13 protein-coding genes are annotated in these 15,174 nt (G+C 33.2%); 1 reads left to right on the forward strand and 12 read right to left on the reverse strand.

Annotated elements, in window-relative coordinates; genetic code table 11:
* Positions 1 to 12: 12 nt before the first annotated feature.
* Positions 13 to 2,460 (forward strand): tetratricopeptide repeat-containing sensor histidine kinase, encoded by a 2,448-nt coding sequence (locus tag P2W65_RS19070; RefSeq protein WP_289660062.1) that lies wholly within the window; start codon positions 13 to 15, stop codon positions 2,458 to 2,460.
* A gap of 22 nt (positions 2,461 to 2,482) precedes the next feature.
* Here P2W65_RS19070 and P2W65_RS19075 read toward each other — a convergent pair whose 3' ends face one another.
* The 12 genes from P2W65_RS19075 to P2W65_RS19130 form a co-directional block, all read right to left on the reverse strand.
* Positions 2,483 to 3,097, reverse strand: a complete 615-nt coding sequence (locus P2W65_RS19075) for a pyridoxamine 5'-phosphate oxidase family protein (protein WP_289660065.1) — start codon at positions 3,095 to 3,097, stop codon at positions 2,483 to 2,485.
* A 12-nt stretch (positions 3,098 to 3,109) separates the two neighbouring features.
* Positions 3,110 to 3,868 carry a sulfite exporter TauE/SafE family protein gene (locus P2W65_RS19080; protein ID WP_289660067.1) on the reverse strand — a complete coding sequence of 253 codons (759 nt, stop codon included), beginning with the start codon at positions 3,866 to 3,868 and terminating at the stop codon, positions 3,110 to 3,112.
* Positions 3,869 to 3,874: 6 nt separating this feature from the next.
* On the reverse strand, positions 3,875 to 4,756 hold the full coding sequence (locus P2W65_RS19085) for an alpha/beta fold hydrolase (RefSeq protein ID WP_289660070.1): 882 nt from the start codon (positions 4,754 to 4,756) through the stop codon (positions 3,875 to 3,877).
* A 37-nt stretch (positions 4,757 to 4,793) separates the two neighbouring features.
* Complete coding sequence (locus tag P2W65_RS19090; RefSeq protein ID WP_289660073.1) at positions 4,794 to 5,207, reverse strand: nuclear transport factor 2 family protein; 414 nt, start codon at positions 5,205 to 5,207, stop codon at positions 4,794 to 4,796.
* A gap of 30 nt (positions 5,208 to 5,237) precedes the next feature.
* Entirely contained in the window at positions 5,238 to 6,104 is an 867-nt protein-coding gene (locus P2W65_RS19095; RefSeq protein ID WP_289660075.1) for an alpha/beta fold hydrolase, read from the reverse strand.
* Positions 6,105 to 6,251: 147 nt separating this feature from the next.
* The gene (locus P2W65_RS19100) at positions 6,252 to 7,049 is read right to left on the reverse strand and encodes an AraC family transcriptional regulator (protein ID WP_289660077.1); all 798 of its coding nucleotides are present in this window, start codon (positions 7,047 to 7,049) and stop codon (positions 6,252 to 6,254) included.
* Positions 7,050 to 7,379: 330 nt separating this feature from the next.
* On the reverse strand, positions 7,380 to 8,384 hold the full coding sequence (locus tag P2W65_RS19105; protein WP_289660079.1) for a glycoside hydrolase family 43 protein: 1,005 nt from the start codon (positions 8,382 to 8,384) through the stop codon (positions 7,380 to 7,382).
* A 40-nt stretch (positions 8,385 to 8,424) separates the two neighbouring features.
* A complete protein-coding gene (locus P2W65_RS19110; RefSeq protein ID WP_289660082.1) occupies positions 8,425 to 9,783 on the reverse strand; it encodes a serine hydrolase in 1,359 nt (452 codons plus the stop codon).
* Positions 9,784 to 9,846: 63 nt separating this feature from the next.
* The gene (locus P2W65_RS19115; protein WP_289660085.1) at positions 9,847 to 11,859 is read right to left on the reverse strand and encodes a DUF2264 domain-containing protein; all 2,013 of its coding nucleotides are present in this window, start codon (positions 11,857 to 11,859) and stop codon (positions 9,847 to 9,849) included.
* A gap of 61 nt (positions 11,860 to 11,920) precedes the next feature.
* Positions 11,921 to 12,946, reverse strand: a complete 1,026-nt coding sequence (locus P2W65_RS19120; RefSeq protein WP_289660088.1) for a glycoside hydrolase family 43 protein — start codon at positions 12,944 to 12,946, stop codon at positions 11,921 to 11,923.
* A 38-nt stretch (positions 12,947 to 12,984) separates the two neighbouring features.
* Entirely contained in the window at positions 12,985 to 14,112 is a 1,128-nt protein-coding gene (locus P2W65_RS19125) for a glycoside hydrolase family 43 protein (protein ID WP_289660091.1), read from the reverse strand.
* Positions 14,113 to 14,118: 6 nt separating this feature from the next.
* The gene (locus tag P2W65_RS19130) at positions 14,119 to 14,970 is read right to left on the reverse strand and encodes a glycoside hydrolase family 16 protein (RefSeq protein WP_289660094.1); all 852 of its coding nucleotides are present in this window, start codon (positions 14,968 to 14,970) and stop codon (positions 14,119 to 14,121) included.
* Positions 14,971 to 15,174: the final 204 nt, after the last annotated feature.

Raw genomic sequence — 15,174 nt, forward strand, 5'->3', positions numbered from 1 at the left:
TCTTTTATAAACATGAAGGCATTCCATTTTTTGATTTTTTTTATAGTTATCTCTTTTCAAGGTCAGAGTCAGGGTAAATTAAATAAAGTCTCTTACAATATCGACAAACAGAGACTTCTTATAAAATCAACTGCCATGTATTTGTCTTCGGTAAGTCAGGGAACTATTGATATTGACAGCGCCATGGTCTTAGCGTGTACTGCAAACAAACTTCCTGTTTCATTTTCATTTGATGAAAATTATAATGATGATGAAGGAGAATCGCAGCGCGCTATCAAAATGGTGGATCAAAATAATATACCTGCTGCCCTTAAACTACTTCCTAAATTAGAAAAAACAGAACAAATAAAGCTGTTTTTGCATTTGGGAAGTTACTATCTTTTTATGCCGGGCGAAAAAAAGCACGATCTTAAAATATCACTTTCTTACATCAAACAAGCTATTGATTTGAGTAACAGCCTTGGTATTTTAAAATGGAAACTTCAAAGCAATACATTATTAGCGAAATATTATACTCAGGCAGATAATGCGTCTGAAAGTAAAAGACTCTTTTCTAAAGTTGTAAACGAAAATAGAATATTAAAAGATCCAAAATCTTTAGCAGATATTTTAAATAATCAAGGAACTTATCTTGCAATAAATGATCCCGATAAAGAAAAAATCTTGACAGAAGCAATGTCTATTTATAAATCTTTACATCAGAAAGAATTAGAGATTGAAGTGCTCATGAAGATTCTTACCATTCATTTTTGGGCAGGTAATATCGATCTTGCTGAAAAAGAGCTTTTAAAAGCCTTGGAACTCCAAAAACAAATAGGATTTCTACATACACATTATACCACAGCTCCACTAGCCTATATATACACCATCAAAAATGATTTGAAAAAAGCACTTGTTTATGCCATTGAAGGCACAAAAACAATGGAAGGGACTAATGACCTGATTTGCGCCGACAATTTTTATCTTCGTTTGGGAAGCGTCTATAGTGCATTAGAGCATAATGAAGAAGCTATAAATTTATTTAAAAAAAGTTTTAATAAACGTACAAAAGGAATCAACAGTGGCAGCTGGTATAAAAGTTTATATCTAATAATTCAAACACTCTGTCTGGAAAAAAAATACAAAGAAGCCCTTCATTATATTGCTTTAACAGATAATTATCCTCCAACCAATACTTTAGATTCTTATTATCTTTCTTATGCTAAAGCAACTTCATATGAAGAAATGAAAAATTATGCAAAAGCAGAGAAATTCTATATCGAAATGGATAAATATGCCCAAATGATAATTACACCTAAAACAGTAATTTCTATATTATTTGGTTATACAAAAATGTCTTTGTTTTATGCTAAAAAAGGAAATGCTCTCAAAGCAGCAATCTACGCTGATAAAGTCGCCAGTTTAGCAGAAAAAATGAATCATACCGTAAAGTTTCAAGAACTAGAACTTGCCTTATTCAAAATAGACTCAATAAATGGAAATTATGCTTCTTCAATGAAACATTACCAGAATTTTACCAAAATTCATGATTCTCTCTATGATATAGCAAAGAACCGAAAAATTGAAGAGCTTAAAATTCAATACGAAACTTTGAAAAAGGAAGAAAGCATTAATACTTTAGAAGTTAAAAGTAAATTACAGGAAACCGAATTAGATAAATCAAAACTGCTGATTAACTTTTCTATTGGAATCATTTTACTGCTTTTCATTATAATTGGTTTGTTTTATAACCATTATCAATTGAAACAAAAAAACAATAAAAAATTAGAGCTTAAAGAAAAGGAAATCAGTCTTAAGAATAAAAGTCTTCAAAATTTAGTACTGGAAAAAGAATGGCTAATAAAAGAAATTCATCATCGAGTAAAAAACAATCTTCAGACCGTAATGAGTCTTCTCAATTCTCAGACCGAATTTATTGAAGACGACCTTGCACTTTCTACCATTAAGAGCAGTCAGCTTAGAATTCATGCGATGTCACTAATTCATCAAAAGCTTTATATGTCTGAAAATATCGCTTCTATCAATATGCCGATTTACATCAATGAATTAGTAGAATATTTAAGAGATTCTTTTCATTCTAATCAGCACATTCGTTTTGTGATTGATATAGAGGAACTGGAACTTGAAGTAACACAAGCTATTCCAGTGGGTTTAATTATAAACGAAGCGGTAACGAACGCCCTAAAATATGCTTTTCCCGACAACCGTGACGGAATCATTTCACTTTCATTAATTTCAACCGAGTCTGATCAGTATACTTTAACCGTAAAAGACAATGGAATAGGAATTCCGATAAATGACAATAAGGTAAAAACTTCTTTTGGCATGAGCCTTATAAAGGGTTTATGCGAAGATCTAGATGCTGTTTTTTCTATTGAAAATAATAATGGAACGGTAATTCAATTGACTTTTGAAAAAAATATTTTAGATGTGCAGGAAATAAGCTCTGACGAATTATAATAATCCAGAAAACATTAGAATATTATTTTTTAGAAAGAAGCGCTTCCAAATCTTTAATCTGCTGTTCAAGATCTGTAATATGTTTTTTCTGAAGATCAAATACTTCTTTAATTTCTGCAACAGTATAACGTTGTGTAATATGTTGTGGACAGTTCCAGTCGTAAGCTTTGATTTTAAAAATCATTATTTGTTCCGGACGAAACTTATAATCTTCTGGTTTTAGTTTTTCGAATAAATCCGGATTATCTTCAACGGATAAAATTTGTGCTTCTGCATACATCTTTAAACGGGCTCTGTGCGGATACGAAACCATAATAATAGCTACTTTTGGATTTTTGGAAATATTTCCGGCAGAAATATACTGTCTGTTGCCAACAAAATCAATAATTCCGATTGTATCAGCATCGATTACTTTTACAAATCCCTGCGGACCTCCTCGGTGCTGTATGTACGGATATTCATTTTCTCCATAAGAAGCCATATAAAAACTATCCTGACTTTCTATAAATGCCTTTTCAGAATCTGTCAATCCATCAGTATAAGACATCTTTTGCATTCGGTCGTAACTGCTTCTGCTTCCCTTTTTTTCCTGAATTTCTTTTATGGCATCGCTAAACGCTAATTCTTGATAATTCATAATGTTTTAAATTTAAACTAAAAAATAAAGTGTAACTGTTGCTCCAATTATTACTGCATTTCTTTTGATTAGTAGAATATTGACTTTTCCTTTACATGCGTTTCCTATAAAACCTCCTAAAATTGAACCCGCTATCATTACAAGAGCAAAAGGCCAGAAAATTAATCCTGATAAAACAAAAATAAGAATTGCAATTCCGTTATTAGCTCCAACTAATACCAATGCCAATCTTTCTAAAGTGTCGTTATTTTTGATTCCATAAAAACGATATAAAAGAAAAATAATCATTCCCATTCCTGCACCAAAATAACCACCGTAAACACCTAATATAAAAAGGGCTAACAATTTATAATTAGAATAATTGAACTCTTTCTGAACTGCAAAATTCTTATCAAAATACTCTTGTATGCGATTATAAAATGTAAAAAGAATCCAAGAACACAGCAACAAAAAAGGTGCTATAGTTTCAAAGACTTTATGCGAAAATGCGATTAAAAGAAAAGCTCCAGTTAAACCTCCAACTGTACAGGCAAAAAGCATATAACGAAAATGCTTGTTAGAGATTTCTGCTGTTTTCTTTGTTGGTTTTGCCGAAGCTAAAAAACCAGACCAAAGAATAATTGTCGTTGTTGCAGTCCCTGTAACCGGCTGAATTCCTCTAAAAATTAAGCTTGGAAAAATAATAAACCAGCCACCTCCAATAGAAACATTCACTGCTCCTCCAATAACGGCCATTAAAAATAAAAAGAAAAGTTCAGTATAGAGATTCATAACGACTTAAAATTTTAAATACCAGTACTTTATTATTTCATCTGCAATATCTTCTGCAAATTCTTCAAGTGCAAAATGGCCTGTTGGATAGAATACCAACTTGGAATAAATTAGATCTTCATGAAGCATTTGTGCTCCCTCTTTTTTGAATACCTCATCATTTTCTCCCCACACAATCAATGTTCTCGGCTGAAGCAGTTTTAAAAAATCCTGCCAGATGTCATAAAGAGCAACATTGGTTTTATAATCGCCTTTCAATTCCATTTGAATCGCTTTCACTCCTTCCCGATCCATTAAAAACTGATCCAAATTATAAGCCTCTGGAGAAATATTAGAAACATCCTGAACTCCGTTTAGATATTCCCATTTTGTATAATCATATTCAAAGAATCTTTTTAGTTTGATGAAACTTTCAAAATTAACTTCTCTATACAATCTGCTGACTTCTTTTAAAACATCTCCGACACCTTCATTGTAAATATTTCCATTCTGAAAAATAAGCATCTCAATCATTTCGGGACGCTTCATGAATACCCGCATTAAGATAGGAGCTCCATAATCGAAAAGATAAAAACTGGCTTTGTTTATCTTTAACTTTTCCAGAAAACGAGAAACAAGATTAGAATAGTTTTCAAAACTATATTTGAATACTTCCGGATTTGGAATATCGCTAAAACCAAACGCAGGCAAATCAGGAGCTATTACATAAAAATGTTTTGACAGCAACGGTATTACATTGCGAAACATGTGCGAAGAAGAAGGAAATCCGTGTAATAACAGCAAAACAGGATTTCCAATTTCTCCAGCTTCACGATAGGCAATTTTTATCGAGTCAATGCTGCTAGTTTTATGACTGACTTTAGTAGACTGCATACTATCTGAATTCATCACAGTATTAAATTTGGTTTATAAAAACTATACGAAGTTATTGAAACTCTCTATCCTCTTCTTTGATTTCCAGATCATTTATGCTCGCAAATCGTCTCTGCATTAAACCATTTTCATCAAATTCCCAATTTTCATTACCATACGCTCTAAACCATTTACCTTGTTCGTTTTGATATTCATAAACAAAACGAACTGCAATTCGGTTATCGGTATGTGCCCAATATTCTTTTTTGAGTTTGTAGTTTAACTCTTTCTGCCATTTTCCAGTTAGAAACGCTACAATCTCATCTCGTCCGTTAATGAATTGCGATCTGTTGCGCCATTCACTATTTATGGTATATGCTTTAGAAACACGCTCTGGATCTTGACTATTCCAAGCGTCTTCTGCTAATTGTATTTTTTCCAGAGCCGTTTCTAAAGTAAATGGCGGTAACGGATATTTCTTTTCCATTTTAGCTGTTTTTAATTAAAAACGATATTCTTATTTAGAAACTTTTCTGTCCAAGAAATCTTCAATTAATGCTCCTATTTCTTCTCCAAAACTTTCCAAAGCAAAATGTCCTGTAGCAAAAAGATGAAACTCAAGATTTTTCAAATCCTTTTTAAATGCTTCTGCTCCTACACCCGGGAAAATGTAATCGTCCTTTCCGTATACAATAAGTGTTTCGGGCTGGTATTTTCTGAAATATTCCTGAAACTGTGGATATAATTTTACGTTCGTTTGATAGTCATAAAACATGGCTAATTGAATTTCATTATTTTCTGGTCGTTCCAAGTGTCTTAAATCTATTTCCCAGTTATCAGGAGAAATTACACTTGGATCTGGCACATGGTGCGTGTACTGCCATTTTAACCCATCTGGTTTGTGAAAGCCACTCAAAGTATTCTCTGCTTCTTTGTTGTTGATGTCCTTCCAATATACTTTAAAAGGATCCCAAAACGTTTCTAAACCTTCTTCGTAAGCACATCCGTTTTGGATAATTAAGCTGTCAATTTTCTCAGGATTAGCAGTTGCAATCCTAAAACCAATTGGTGCACCATAATCCATTAAATACAGACTGTATTTTTGAATATCTAATTCTTTTAAAAGTGAAGTTACGATAGAAGCGATATTTTCAAAAGTGTATTTAAAATCAGCTATTGGAGGTTGTTCGCTTCTTCCGTAACCTGGATAATCAGGCGCTATTAAATGATATTTATCTGATAAGTCATTTATCAAATTCCTAAACATGTGAGAAGAAGTTGGGTAACCATGCAATAATACTAAAGTTGGATTTTTTTTGTCTCCTGCTTCTCTGTAAAAAATTTCAACTCCGTTGATTTTTTTTGTGTGGTAAGTTGTTTTCATAGGGTTAATTTTGATTGTTAATCTAAAAGTGTAAATGTTACATTACAAAGATGCACTACCTGAAAAACAATCTATTAAACTAATTTTCCCGATGAATTAACTATTTTTCCCTGATGTAATTTTAGCATCTAAAGGTCTAAAAAAATACTAACTTGACGATAGTCTTGTTCTTTCCCTGTACTGCATTGGAGATAACCCTTCTTTATTTTTAAAAAACCTGCTGAAGGTTTGAATGTCTTCATAACCCAAATCGTAGGCAATCTCTTTAATCGATTTTGTTGTATAAAAAATCTGTTTGCGCGCGTGAACCATAATCCTTTCGTGAATGATATCTATTGGAGTACGATCTGATAAGGAAGAAAACAAATTGGATAATGTTTTGGGAGATTTGTTCAGTTTTGAAGCATAAAAAGCCACATCGTGATGTTTTACAAAATAATTTTCGACCAAAAATCGAAACTCTCTCAAAATATCGGCTTCCGGCTGAGTCTTTATAAAAATCTTTTCTTTTTTTAATTTCCTAGCACATAGAATTATAAGCTGCTTTAAAATAGACTGCAGCATATCGTATTGCAGATTGTCTTTAGATTTCATCTCTTTGCAAAAAACATCCCAGTAATTTTCGAAAGCATGAAGTTCGCTCTCTTCAATGGATAATATTGGTACACTCGTTACATTAAAAAACAATGTCCCTTTTAAACTGTTTTCAACTTCACTGCCAATATCATTTATAAAAGGAAGATTGAATTTTATTAACCTAGCCGATTCAAAACCTATGTTTTCAATCTGATGATGGCTGGTTAGGATAATAATATCGTTTTCCAGTAGCTCGTAAACGATCTGATTCACCATAATTGTCATTGATAAGCCCCTATTCCAAACAAAAGTCAGATCCGTCGAAGTGGTATCAAAAGAAACTTGGCCAGTTACTTTTCTAATCTCCATGATTTTTAATAACTCGAGAGTATTGTTTTCATAAACCATAATTTACGCTATTTTGGAGGTGGTATTTTTAATTGGGTATGAGAAAAAAAAATTGTCCGCTAACCTTGTTACTATATAAAAGCCAAAACACATACCAAAAAAGAAAACAACATCATAATCAACGTTTTAAGCTATAAACAGCCTTTTCAGCTCTCGAAATAAGAGAAATGAAAATAATGGCGTCGAAATATCGAGACCTTACTTTTTTAGAAAATAAACCATTAAAAAAACGCCTCATTTTTTAATTGAGGCGTTTTTTTTTAGAGTTCTTTATCAAGCAACTATAAAATATTAATCTTTTTTGTTTTGCATAAAATCAGGAAAACCGCTTTCTGTCCATTCTACAGCACGGGCTCGGGTTGCACGATTTACATCCGACAATTCATCTCCTTGAATTTCCTTGTAATCTCTTGCATGGTAAATCATTATAGTCGCTTTTCCATCTTCAGAAGTTGTAAATGAATTGTGGCCTGGACCATATCGCTTTAAATCTGGATTCGTATAAAAAACAGGAGCTGGAGATTTATTCCAATTAGCCGCATTTAGCAAATCGGTATTTTCATTAATCCAAAGTAATCCCATGCAATAATTATGATTTGTAGCACTAGCAGAATAACTAACAAATATTTTTCCGTTTTTTTGAATGACTGCTGGTCCTTCATTTACATTATATTTTTCTCTTTCCCAGCCAAATTCAGGTTCTGTAATAACGATTTCTGGACCTGTAAGCGTTGTCGGATTTTTCATTTCTGATAAAACCAAAGCTGTTCCATGCTTTCCTCCCCTTACATTCTGCGCCCAGATTAAATATCTCTTACCATTGTGTACAAATGTTGTAGCATCTAAAGAAAAGGAATCTATCTTAGTTTTAATCTGGCCTTCTTCTGTCCATTTGCCTTGCATTGGATCGGCTGATGAATTGGATAATACCCAAATTCTTATATTCCATTTATTTTCAGCCTCTCCAGCTGCAAAATAAATATACCACTTGCCATCAATCCAGTGCAACTCAGGAGCCCATATATGATTTGCCATCACTCCTGTTTTATGTTTATGCCAGATTTCTTTTTCTTTAGCTTCTTTTAGTCCGTTAATACTATTCGCTTTTCTTAGTACAATGCGATCGTATTCGGGAACTGTAGCTATCAAGTAGTATTCACCCGAAGCTGTTTTATGCACCCAAGGATCTGCACGTTTTTCTGCTATTGGATTATTGAATTCCATTGATTGTGAATAGCTTTGGGATGAATACATTGTTGCCATTATGGCTAAAATAGATACTCTAATAAATTTCATTTTAGGCTTTTAATTTTATCTTTTGTTAATATATAGGTTTCTATTGATTTTTTTTCCATTCAAAATTCCCGTTCTGACTTATGTTAAGTTTTGTCACCTTTCCATTTTCCTTCACAAACTCACATTCTGCGCCCAGAACATTCTTAAACTGGAATTTTGTATCCGATTGAAAAATTAATGGAATTGTTCCCTGTCCAGAAATCTTAGCCCATAATTGTCCATTTTCATTTGTGATTGTGATTGTTCTTTTTGTGTCTGTTGATAAGGTATAAATACCAGTATATTCATTTAATAAAGCATTATCCATTTTTATTTCCTGCTGAAATGTTTTCCCTAATACAAGACTGGCAATATCAACCGATAATTCATCTTTTGGAGCACATTCACAATTAAATAATGCAGCAACAAATACTTTTTCTTCGGGATAATAAATTTCATTAGTTAAAAATCCTGTAATAGCTCCACCATGTTCAATTGATTTTATCCCATTTACATTTTTTAATATCCAGCCGTAACCATATTCTACAACGCTTCCATCTTTTAATTTAAAGGGCACAAATGCTTTTTCTAAAGTTTCTTTTTTTAGAATTTTATACGAATATAATCCTTCGTTCCATTTTAATAAATCTTCCGTATTTGAAATCAATTCACCTGCAGCATACGCAATAGTCATACTCCAATAATCAGTATTTTTAAATACTTTACCGTCTTTTCGATATCCATTTACTCGGTTAGGAATAATGTTGTTGGAATTGTCAAAATACGTGTGATTTAAAGCCAAAGGTTTCAGAATGTTTTCCTGCAAATAAGCACTATAACTTTTACCGCTTACTTTTTCGATAATATATCCCAACAAATAATAGCCTGAATTACTGTATTTATATTTAGTGCCCGGGTCAAATTCTAATGGAACGTTTTTAAAAAGGTCAATAAGTTCCTTTGGTTTAAAGTCTCTTCTTTCTAAATAAGGTTCCTGATAATCAATCTGCATATAATCCTTTATTCCTGAAGTATGAGTCAATAGATTCTCAATAGTTATGTTTTGAGAATAGGATGGATAATCAGGTATAAATTTTTGCAGATTATCTTTTAGAGAGATTTTACCTTGCTCTACTAATTGCAAAATCGCCACAGCTGTAAATTGTTTCGTTATAGAACCCAGCTTAAAAACCATATCAGGTTTAATAGGTACATTTAATTCTAGATTTGCACTACCAAAAGCTTTATTATAAACGATTTCTCCTTTTTTTGCCACCAAAACTTCAATGCCAGGTTCCGATAGACTAAATTTAGAAGAAAGCAGTTCATCCAGCTTTTTTTCTAATTGTTTGTCTTGTTTAGATTGTCCATAAGTACAAGCTAACCATAAAAGACAAAAAAGAAAATATAATTTATTCATCTTTAAATTAATTAGATATTACTAAACTATCATATAGAATGCAATTGTAAAAAATATCAAAAACTATTTATCCTTAAAATCGACCAACTTTTTTGTTCCATTATTAAATTCTACGCTAATAGTCCCATTTTTCTGCTCTTGAATTTTTAGAGGAATAAACTCTTTATTCTTCCATTTTTCGCCTGACTTTTTCCAAAGCATTAAAGTTGCATAAATGGATGTTTTTTGGGATTTGGAATCACTACTAACATTAACCACGGTACTTTCTTTGTTTTCTGGATGTAATCCATTTGCATTGACAACTTCTGATTTATCCCATCCTGAAAGCGCAACCATTGCTAATTGATATTTTCCGTTATCGATAATGGTAACCTCATGTCCTTCTACGATTTTTTTAGTCGCAATTATTTCTTTATTCAATTTTGGTAAAGCATAATGACCTAAACGCATCGAAATTGGCTTATCACTATTATTTTTATCGACTCTTAAAATTCCATTAACCAAAGGAATATCTGCTAAATTGAACTGAATTTTTTCATCAGTTTCCAAAACTACATCTCTATAATAGATACCATTTTCAAATTTTTTAAAGGTGTACAATCTAAAAGGTTCCCACTGATTATTTTTATTTTTAATTACGTAATTCATGGCAACTTCGCCATTTTCGCCATCAGCCTGCCAAAGGAAAGCACTATTATAAGAAAGTCGGTTATAATTTTCTGTCGATCTGAATCCCTGCCAGTCGTCTTTCTTTTTCTCATGACACCATGCTCTAATTTCTGATGCTCCAATATTCGGATAATCTGTAATTAAAATCTTGGAACCGTTTAAAAAATTACTGTAAACATTCTCTTTTTTGAATTTAGTTTCCCAGTCTCCATCATTTTCTTTTGCAGTCCAAAACGGATTATCATCTGGCAGTAAAAGTCCCATGAAAGCTTTTCCCATCCAATACACGCTTCCTCTACAGCTATACACTTGAACGGCGGGTTCAAATGCACCATAAAATCCAAGTGTTGGCACATTGTCTTTCATAAAATCAGGATTTTCTAAAAACTGTTTTAAAACTCCTGACGAAATTCTACGCAACCATCCATTATTAGCAGCTGGATCATTTTCTAATCCCATAAACGGAAAAGCGGCAATTGATGCAATTCTATAACTAATGCTTCGTCCAAACATAATCATTTCCCCATTTTGGCTGAACATTGCAGGATAATTAGAATTTAGATCTCTAAAATTACTTTTGAACTTGGCAGCATATTCAGGATAATATTTGTTTCCAAAATATTCAGACCAAAGCGCTCCGTACAATTGAAATCCCCACATACTGTAGTAATCGTAAGCCGGACTGTCGTTGTACCAGCCATCGCCTCTATAATCATTTAAACATTTCTGTAGATATTCTTCCAGCAGTTTTTCATTCACAGCATAACCTTGTTCTTTGAAAAAGCTTAATACAAAAATGTTGAAAAATTTCCAGTTTGAAGATACCGTTGGCCCATCGCCATAACTAAGCATTGATTTTGCTAATGCATCTTTTTGATCTTGTGGCAGCGGTTTCCAAAGCACTTCAGGATTGGTAAGTAAAGACATAGCAATTGCTCCATACTCAACCAAATTCTGGCTTGGCCCACCATTTTTAGATCTTGGCGTAATATAAGAAGGGCTCTTTGGATCGACTAACTTGCTAAACTGATGTCTGTAATAATCGGCAACTTTGATGTTATTGATGACTAAATTCGGATTTTCTTTAAGAAGCGGAGAAGCGATAAACAGCGTTCTACTCAATCCTTCCAATTTCTCTGTTGGCACTCTGCCTTCATCCTGCGGATAACTTTTTCCAGGTTGCTTTGGAAACTTCATCGGATCATCGAGATTATGAATGTAACTAAAAGCGCCTTCCAATAAATAAAGTCCAGCGTCTTTCCAATGTTGTTTTGTCATTCCTGTATAAGGACTCAGCTTATAATCTGGATTAACAATTTTAAAAACGTTATCCGTATTTTGTTTTTGCTGTGAATATAAAGAGAGACTAAACATTGTGGCTAAAAACCACATTTTCAAATTATTCATGCTTATTTTTTTTCTAATTTTTAATTCCAATCTATTTATCCGCTTACTCCAAAAAATAGTTCTAAGGGATATAAGGTTTTACTACCACTAATTGATCTCCAGACAAATCGACTTCAAATAATTTTGGAATTCGAACTGTTTTACCTTCAACTTTTTTATGGCTATGAACTGACATCAACCATTTGCCTTCAAAAGTTTGGAATAACATGCCGTGACCAAAATTTGGAGGTGTAATAGGATCTTTCTCTTGAATCCATGGTCCGTCTAAAGTGCCACTTTTAGAATAGGCAACTCCCTGCGTATAAACATCATAAATCCAGCTCGTCCAAATCATTCCCAAACGTCCAGTCCCTGTCTTAAACAAATAAGGACCGTCTGTAACTTTGTTGGGTTTGTCATTTCCATTCGCATCTTTTTCCCTGCTCCAAGGAGAATCACTTGCTTTAAAAAGTAATTTTCCCTCTCCTACCGATCCGCTTAAATCTGGTTTAAGTTCTATTTTTTCGATTGTTCCATTGCCATTTTGGAGCCATTCGTAACAATAAATCATATACGGTTTTCCATCTTTGTCAATCCAAAATGTACCATCTAACGTTGGTTTATTGGCTGGTAAATAGGTATCGTCTTTCATTGGCACATAAGGTCCTTCCGCTTTATCACTGACCAAAACATGGCTTGCACGGCGTTCAATACTAATATCGTCAACTTTATCTATTATTTTGTCTCTATTGGTAAAAGTCGCAAAATCGTAATATTTATTTTTATAAAAATGAAGTTCTGCAGCCCAAATCATAGGGTTTGGTCCCATCCATGAATTGGGATTAGTTTTGACAACTTCATACGGACCACTCCATGATTTTAAATCTTTGCTTTTCCAAAGTAATCCTCCTGTACCCGTCATGTAATACATCTTGGTTTTCTTATCAGCTAAAATAGCTGGATCACTCAATCTAATGGAATCTAAAGGAATTGCTTCTTTTATTGCTCTTTTTTTTTGAGCCTGCATCATCGAAAAAAATAAAAAACATAGAAGCACAGAAAAAACAAAATGTAATTTCTGTCTACAATAATTTTGGTGTGTTTTCATTTTCATAATTTATAAATTTACAGATTTACAATTGTTTTTTATTGATTTTCTGTAAAAGCATTTAAATTCCATTTCTCCAACCATTTCAAAATTGGTTTTCCGTTTTCAAATTGTATCGGAAGCCAAACATAAGTGCCATCAATTGGATTTTTAGGATTCCATCGATCAGCCATAAAAATAAACTGATCTTTTTTTCCTTCTACAGGAAGAATATAAGTGCTTTGCGAATGAAAAGTCAATTCAGCATCTTTACCCACACATGGATTTCCTAAAGTTTCCCAAGGCCCCCAAATGGATTTTGATTTAAAAGATCTTGCTGCATTTGGATCCCAACCCGTACAACCTGATGTTATCATATAATAAATTCCGTCTTTTTTTAAAACAGCTGGAGCTTCATTATGTCCTGCCGGTGCTACTCTTGACCATTTATCTGTAAAATCTAAATAATCGTCTGTAAGTTCTGAAATATGAAGCGTCAGATTTTCTTCTGAAGAATGAATTAAATACGCCTTTTCATTATCATCCACATAAACGGTCATATCTCTTGACATTTGTCCTTTTTCAAAATCCCTGCGAACCAGCATTCCGTTTTTTATTGCTGTCAGCCATTCGGGACTCCAAGATTTTAAAGAAGCTTCATTATTGGACGCTACTTTAAACTCCTCTTTAAAATCAATTGGCCAAACTCCTTTATTCGGACGATATGATTTTTTGAATTGAAAAGGCCCTTTTGGAGAATCGCTTATCGCAACAGCGGCTTTGGCAGCATCATAGCCCTGCCCTTTCAGTTCCAAATGAAACCACATTACATATTTCCCTGTTTTTTTATTAAAAATAACTTTTGGACGCTCCATAACACATCCTTTTGTAATTTCAGATTTAGGATTTTGTTCGACTCGCAGCACAATGCCTTCGTTATGCCAATTGTATAAATCTTTTGAGGAATAACAGCTGATTCCTTCTAATGAGGTGTTTCCTGAACGGCCAGAAGTTTTATATTCGCCGTACCAATAATAGGTGTCATCAACAAAAACAATTCCGCCGCCATGGGCATTAATATGCACTCCATCTGTATCTTTCCACTGTTTTCCCGGAACAAAATAATTGTTTTGCGAAAAAACAAAAGAACACACAAAACTGATAATCATCGAAAATTTTAATTTCATTTTTACTTATTTTTTTTGATAAACCCTTATATAATCTATACTGTATTTCGAAGGAAGATCTGCTTTCGAAAATGCTCCACCATTTATTCCTCCAACGGCAAGGTTCACTAACAAATAGTGAGGCTGTTGAAATGGACTTATTTTTTGATCTCCGGATGGTATTGTTGCATCAACATTAATTTCATTTAATAATTGGTCATCAACATATAATTTAATTGAATACGCATCCCAATCCATTTTCCAAATGTGAAATTTGTCTGCCCATGATTTGTCTTTAAAATCACTCAGTTTAAATGTTTCACTATCCCAAGCTGTATTCGGCTCGTTTGATTTCCATGCGGCATTCGCCAGTATTTTTCCGGTGTAATATTCCATAATGTCAATTTCGCCGTTTGCTGGCCAGTTTCCTTTTATTCCTAAACTCCAAAAGGCCGGCCACATTCCTTTACCAACTGGAATTTTAGCGCGCATTTCAAAGCGTCCGTATTGCCAGGAATGTTTTCCTCGGGTAATTAAACACGAAGAAGTCACTTTTATGGAATCTCTATTTTTAGCAAAATCTTTATGCGTTTTAGATACAAAATCTGGATTGACTTTGTTTTCGTTTCTAGCTTCGATAATCAAATAACCATCTTTGCAAAATGCATTTTCTTTTTGATACCATTGGTTTTCTTGATTTCTCACAAAACCTGTTTCGTAACTCCAATTCTTTTCATCTGGACGGCCATCTGTATTAAACTCATCTGCCCAGACCAGCTTATAATCTTCAGAAATTAAAACTTTTTCTTTGTACCTGACGAAACTAAAAAGCAGCATCAGGGAAATTCCCAACGCCAAAAACCTACCGATAAATCTCATTTTATATCTATTTTTTAATCCTAAATAATCTCTGTTAATTCTGAGATCTTTCTATTATAACAAGGGATCCCGAAAGATCCCTCGTCAACTCTGCATTAATTAAAACCAAACTTTACTTAACTCTTAAATTAAACACATAGAAACATAGTTGTTCTTTATCTAAAAAAGAAAACAGAAAGAAACCAGTTTCTAACACATAGGTAG

It is taken from the genome of Flavobacterium panacagri (genome assembly GCF_030378165.1).
GTDB lineage: Bacteria > Bacteroidota > Bacteroidia > Flavobacteriales > Flavobacteriaceae > Flavobacterium > Flavobacterium panacagri.

Bases quoted from the DNA above. Each gene is read 5' to 3' on its own strand.
- P2W65_RS19120 (WP_289660088.1), bottom strand. From the start codon at position 12,946: ATGAAAACACACCAAAATTATTGTAGACAGAAATTACATTTTGTTTTT.
- P2W65_RS19100 (WP_289660077.1), bottom strand. From the start codon at position 7,049: ATGGAGATTAGAAAAGTAACTGGCCAAGTTTCTTTTGATACCACTTCG.
- P2W65_RS19080 (WP_289660067.1), bottom strand. From the start codon at position 3,868: ATGAATCTCTATACTGAACTTTTCTTTTTATTTTTAATGGCCGTTATT.
- P2W65_RS19115 (WP_289660085.1), bottom strand. From the start codon at position 11,859: ATGAATAATTTGAAAATGTGGTTTTTAGCCACAATGTTTAGTCTCTCT.
- P2W65_RS19130 (WP_289660094.1), bottom strand. From the start codon at position 14,970: ATGAGATTTATCGGTAGGTTTTTGGCGTTGGGAATTTCCCTGATGCTG.
- P2W65_RS19085 (WP_289660070.1), bottom strand. From the start codon at position 4,756: ATGAATTCAGATAGTATGCAGTCTACTAAAGTCAGTCATAAAACTAGC.
- P2W65_RS19075 (WP_289660065.1), bottom strand. From the start codon at position 3,097: ATGAATTATCAAGAATTAGCGTTTAGCGATGCCATAAAAGAAATTCAG.
- P2W65_RS19090 (WP_289660073.1), bottom strand. From the start codon at position 5,207: ATGGAAAAGAAATATCCGTTACCGCCATTTACTTTAGAAACGGCTCTG.
- P2W65_RS19070 (WP_289660062.1), top strand. From the start codon at position 13: ATGAAGGCATTCCATTTTTTGATTTTTTTTATAGTTATCTCTTTTCAA.
- P2W65_RS19125 (WP_289660091.1), bottom strand. From the start codon at position 14,112: ATGAAATTAAAATTTTCGATGATTATCAGTTTTGTGTGTTCTTTTGTT.
- P2W65_RS19110 (WP_289660082.1), bottom strand. From the start codon at position 9,783: ATGAATAAATTATATTTTCTTTTTTGTCTTTTATGGTTAGCTTGTACT.
- P2W65_RS19095 (WP_289660075.1), bottom strand. From the start codon at position 6,104: ATGAAAACAACTTACCACACAAAAAAAATCAACGGAGTTGAAATTTTT.
- P2W65_RS19105 (WP_289660079.1), bottom strand. From the start codon at position 8,384: ATGAAATTTATTAGAGTATCTATTTTAGCCATAATGGCAACAATGTAT.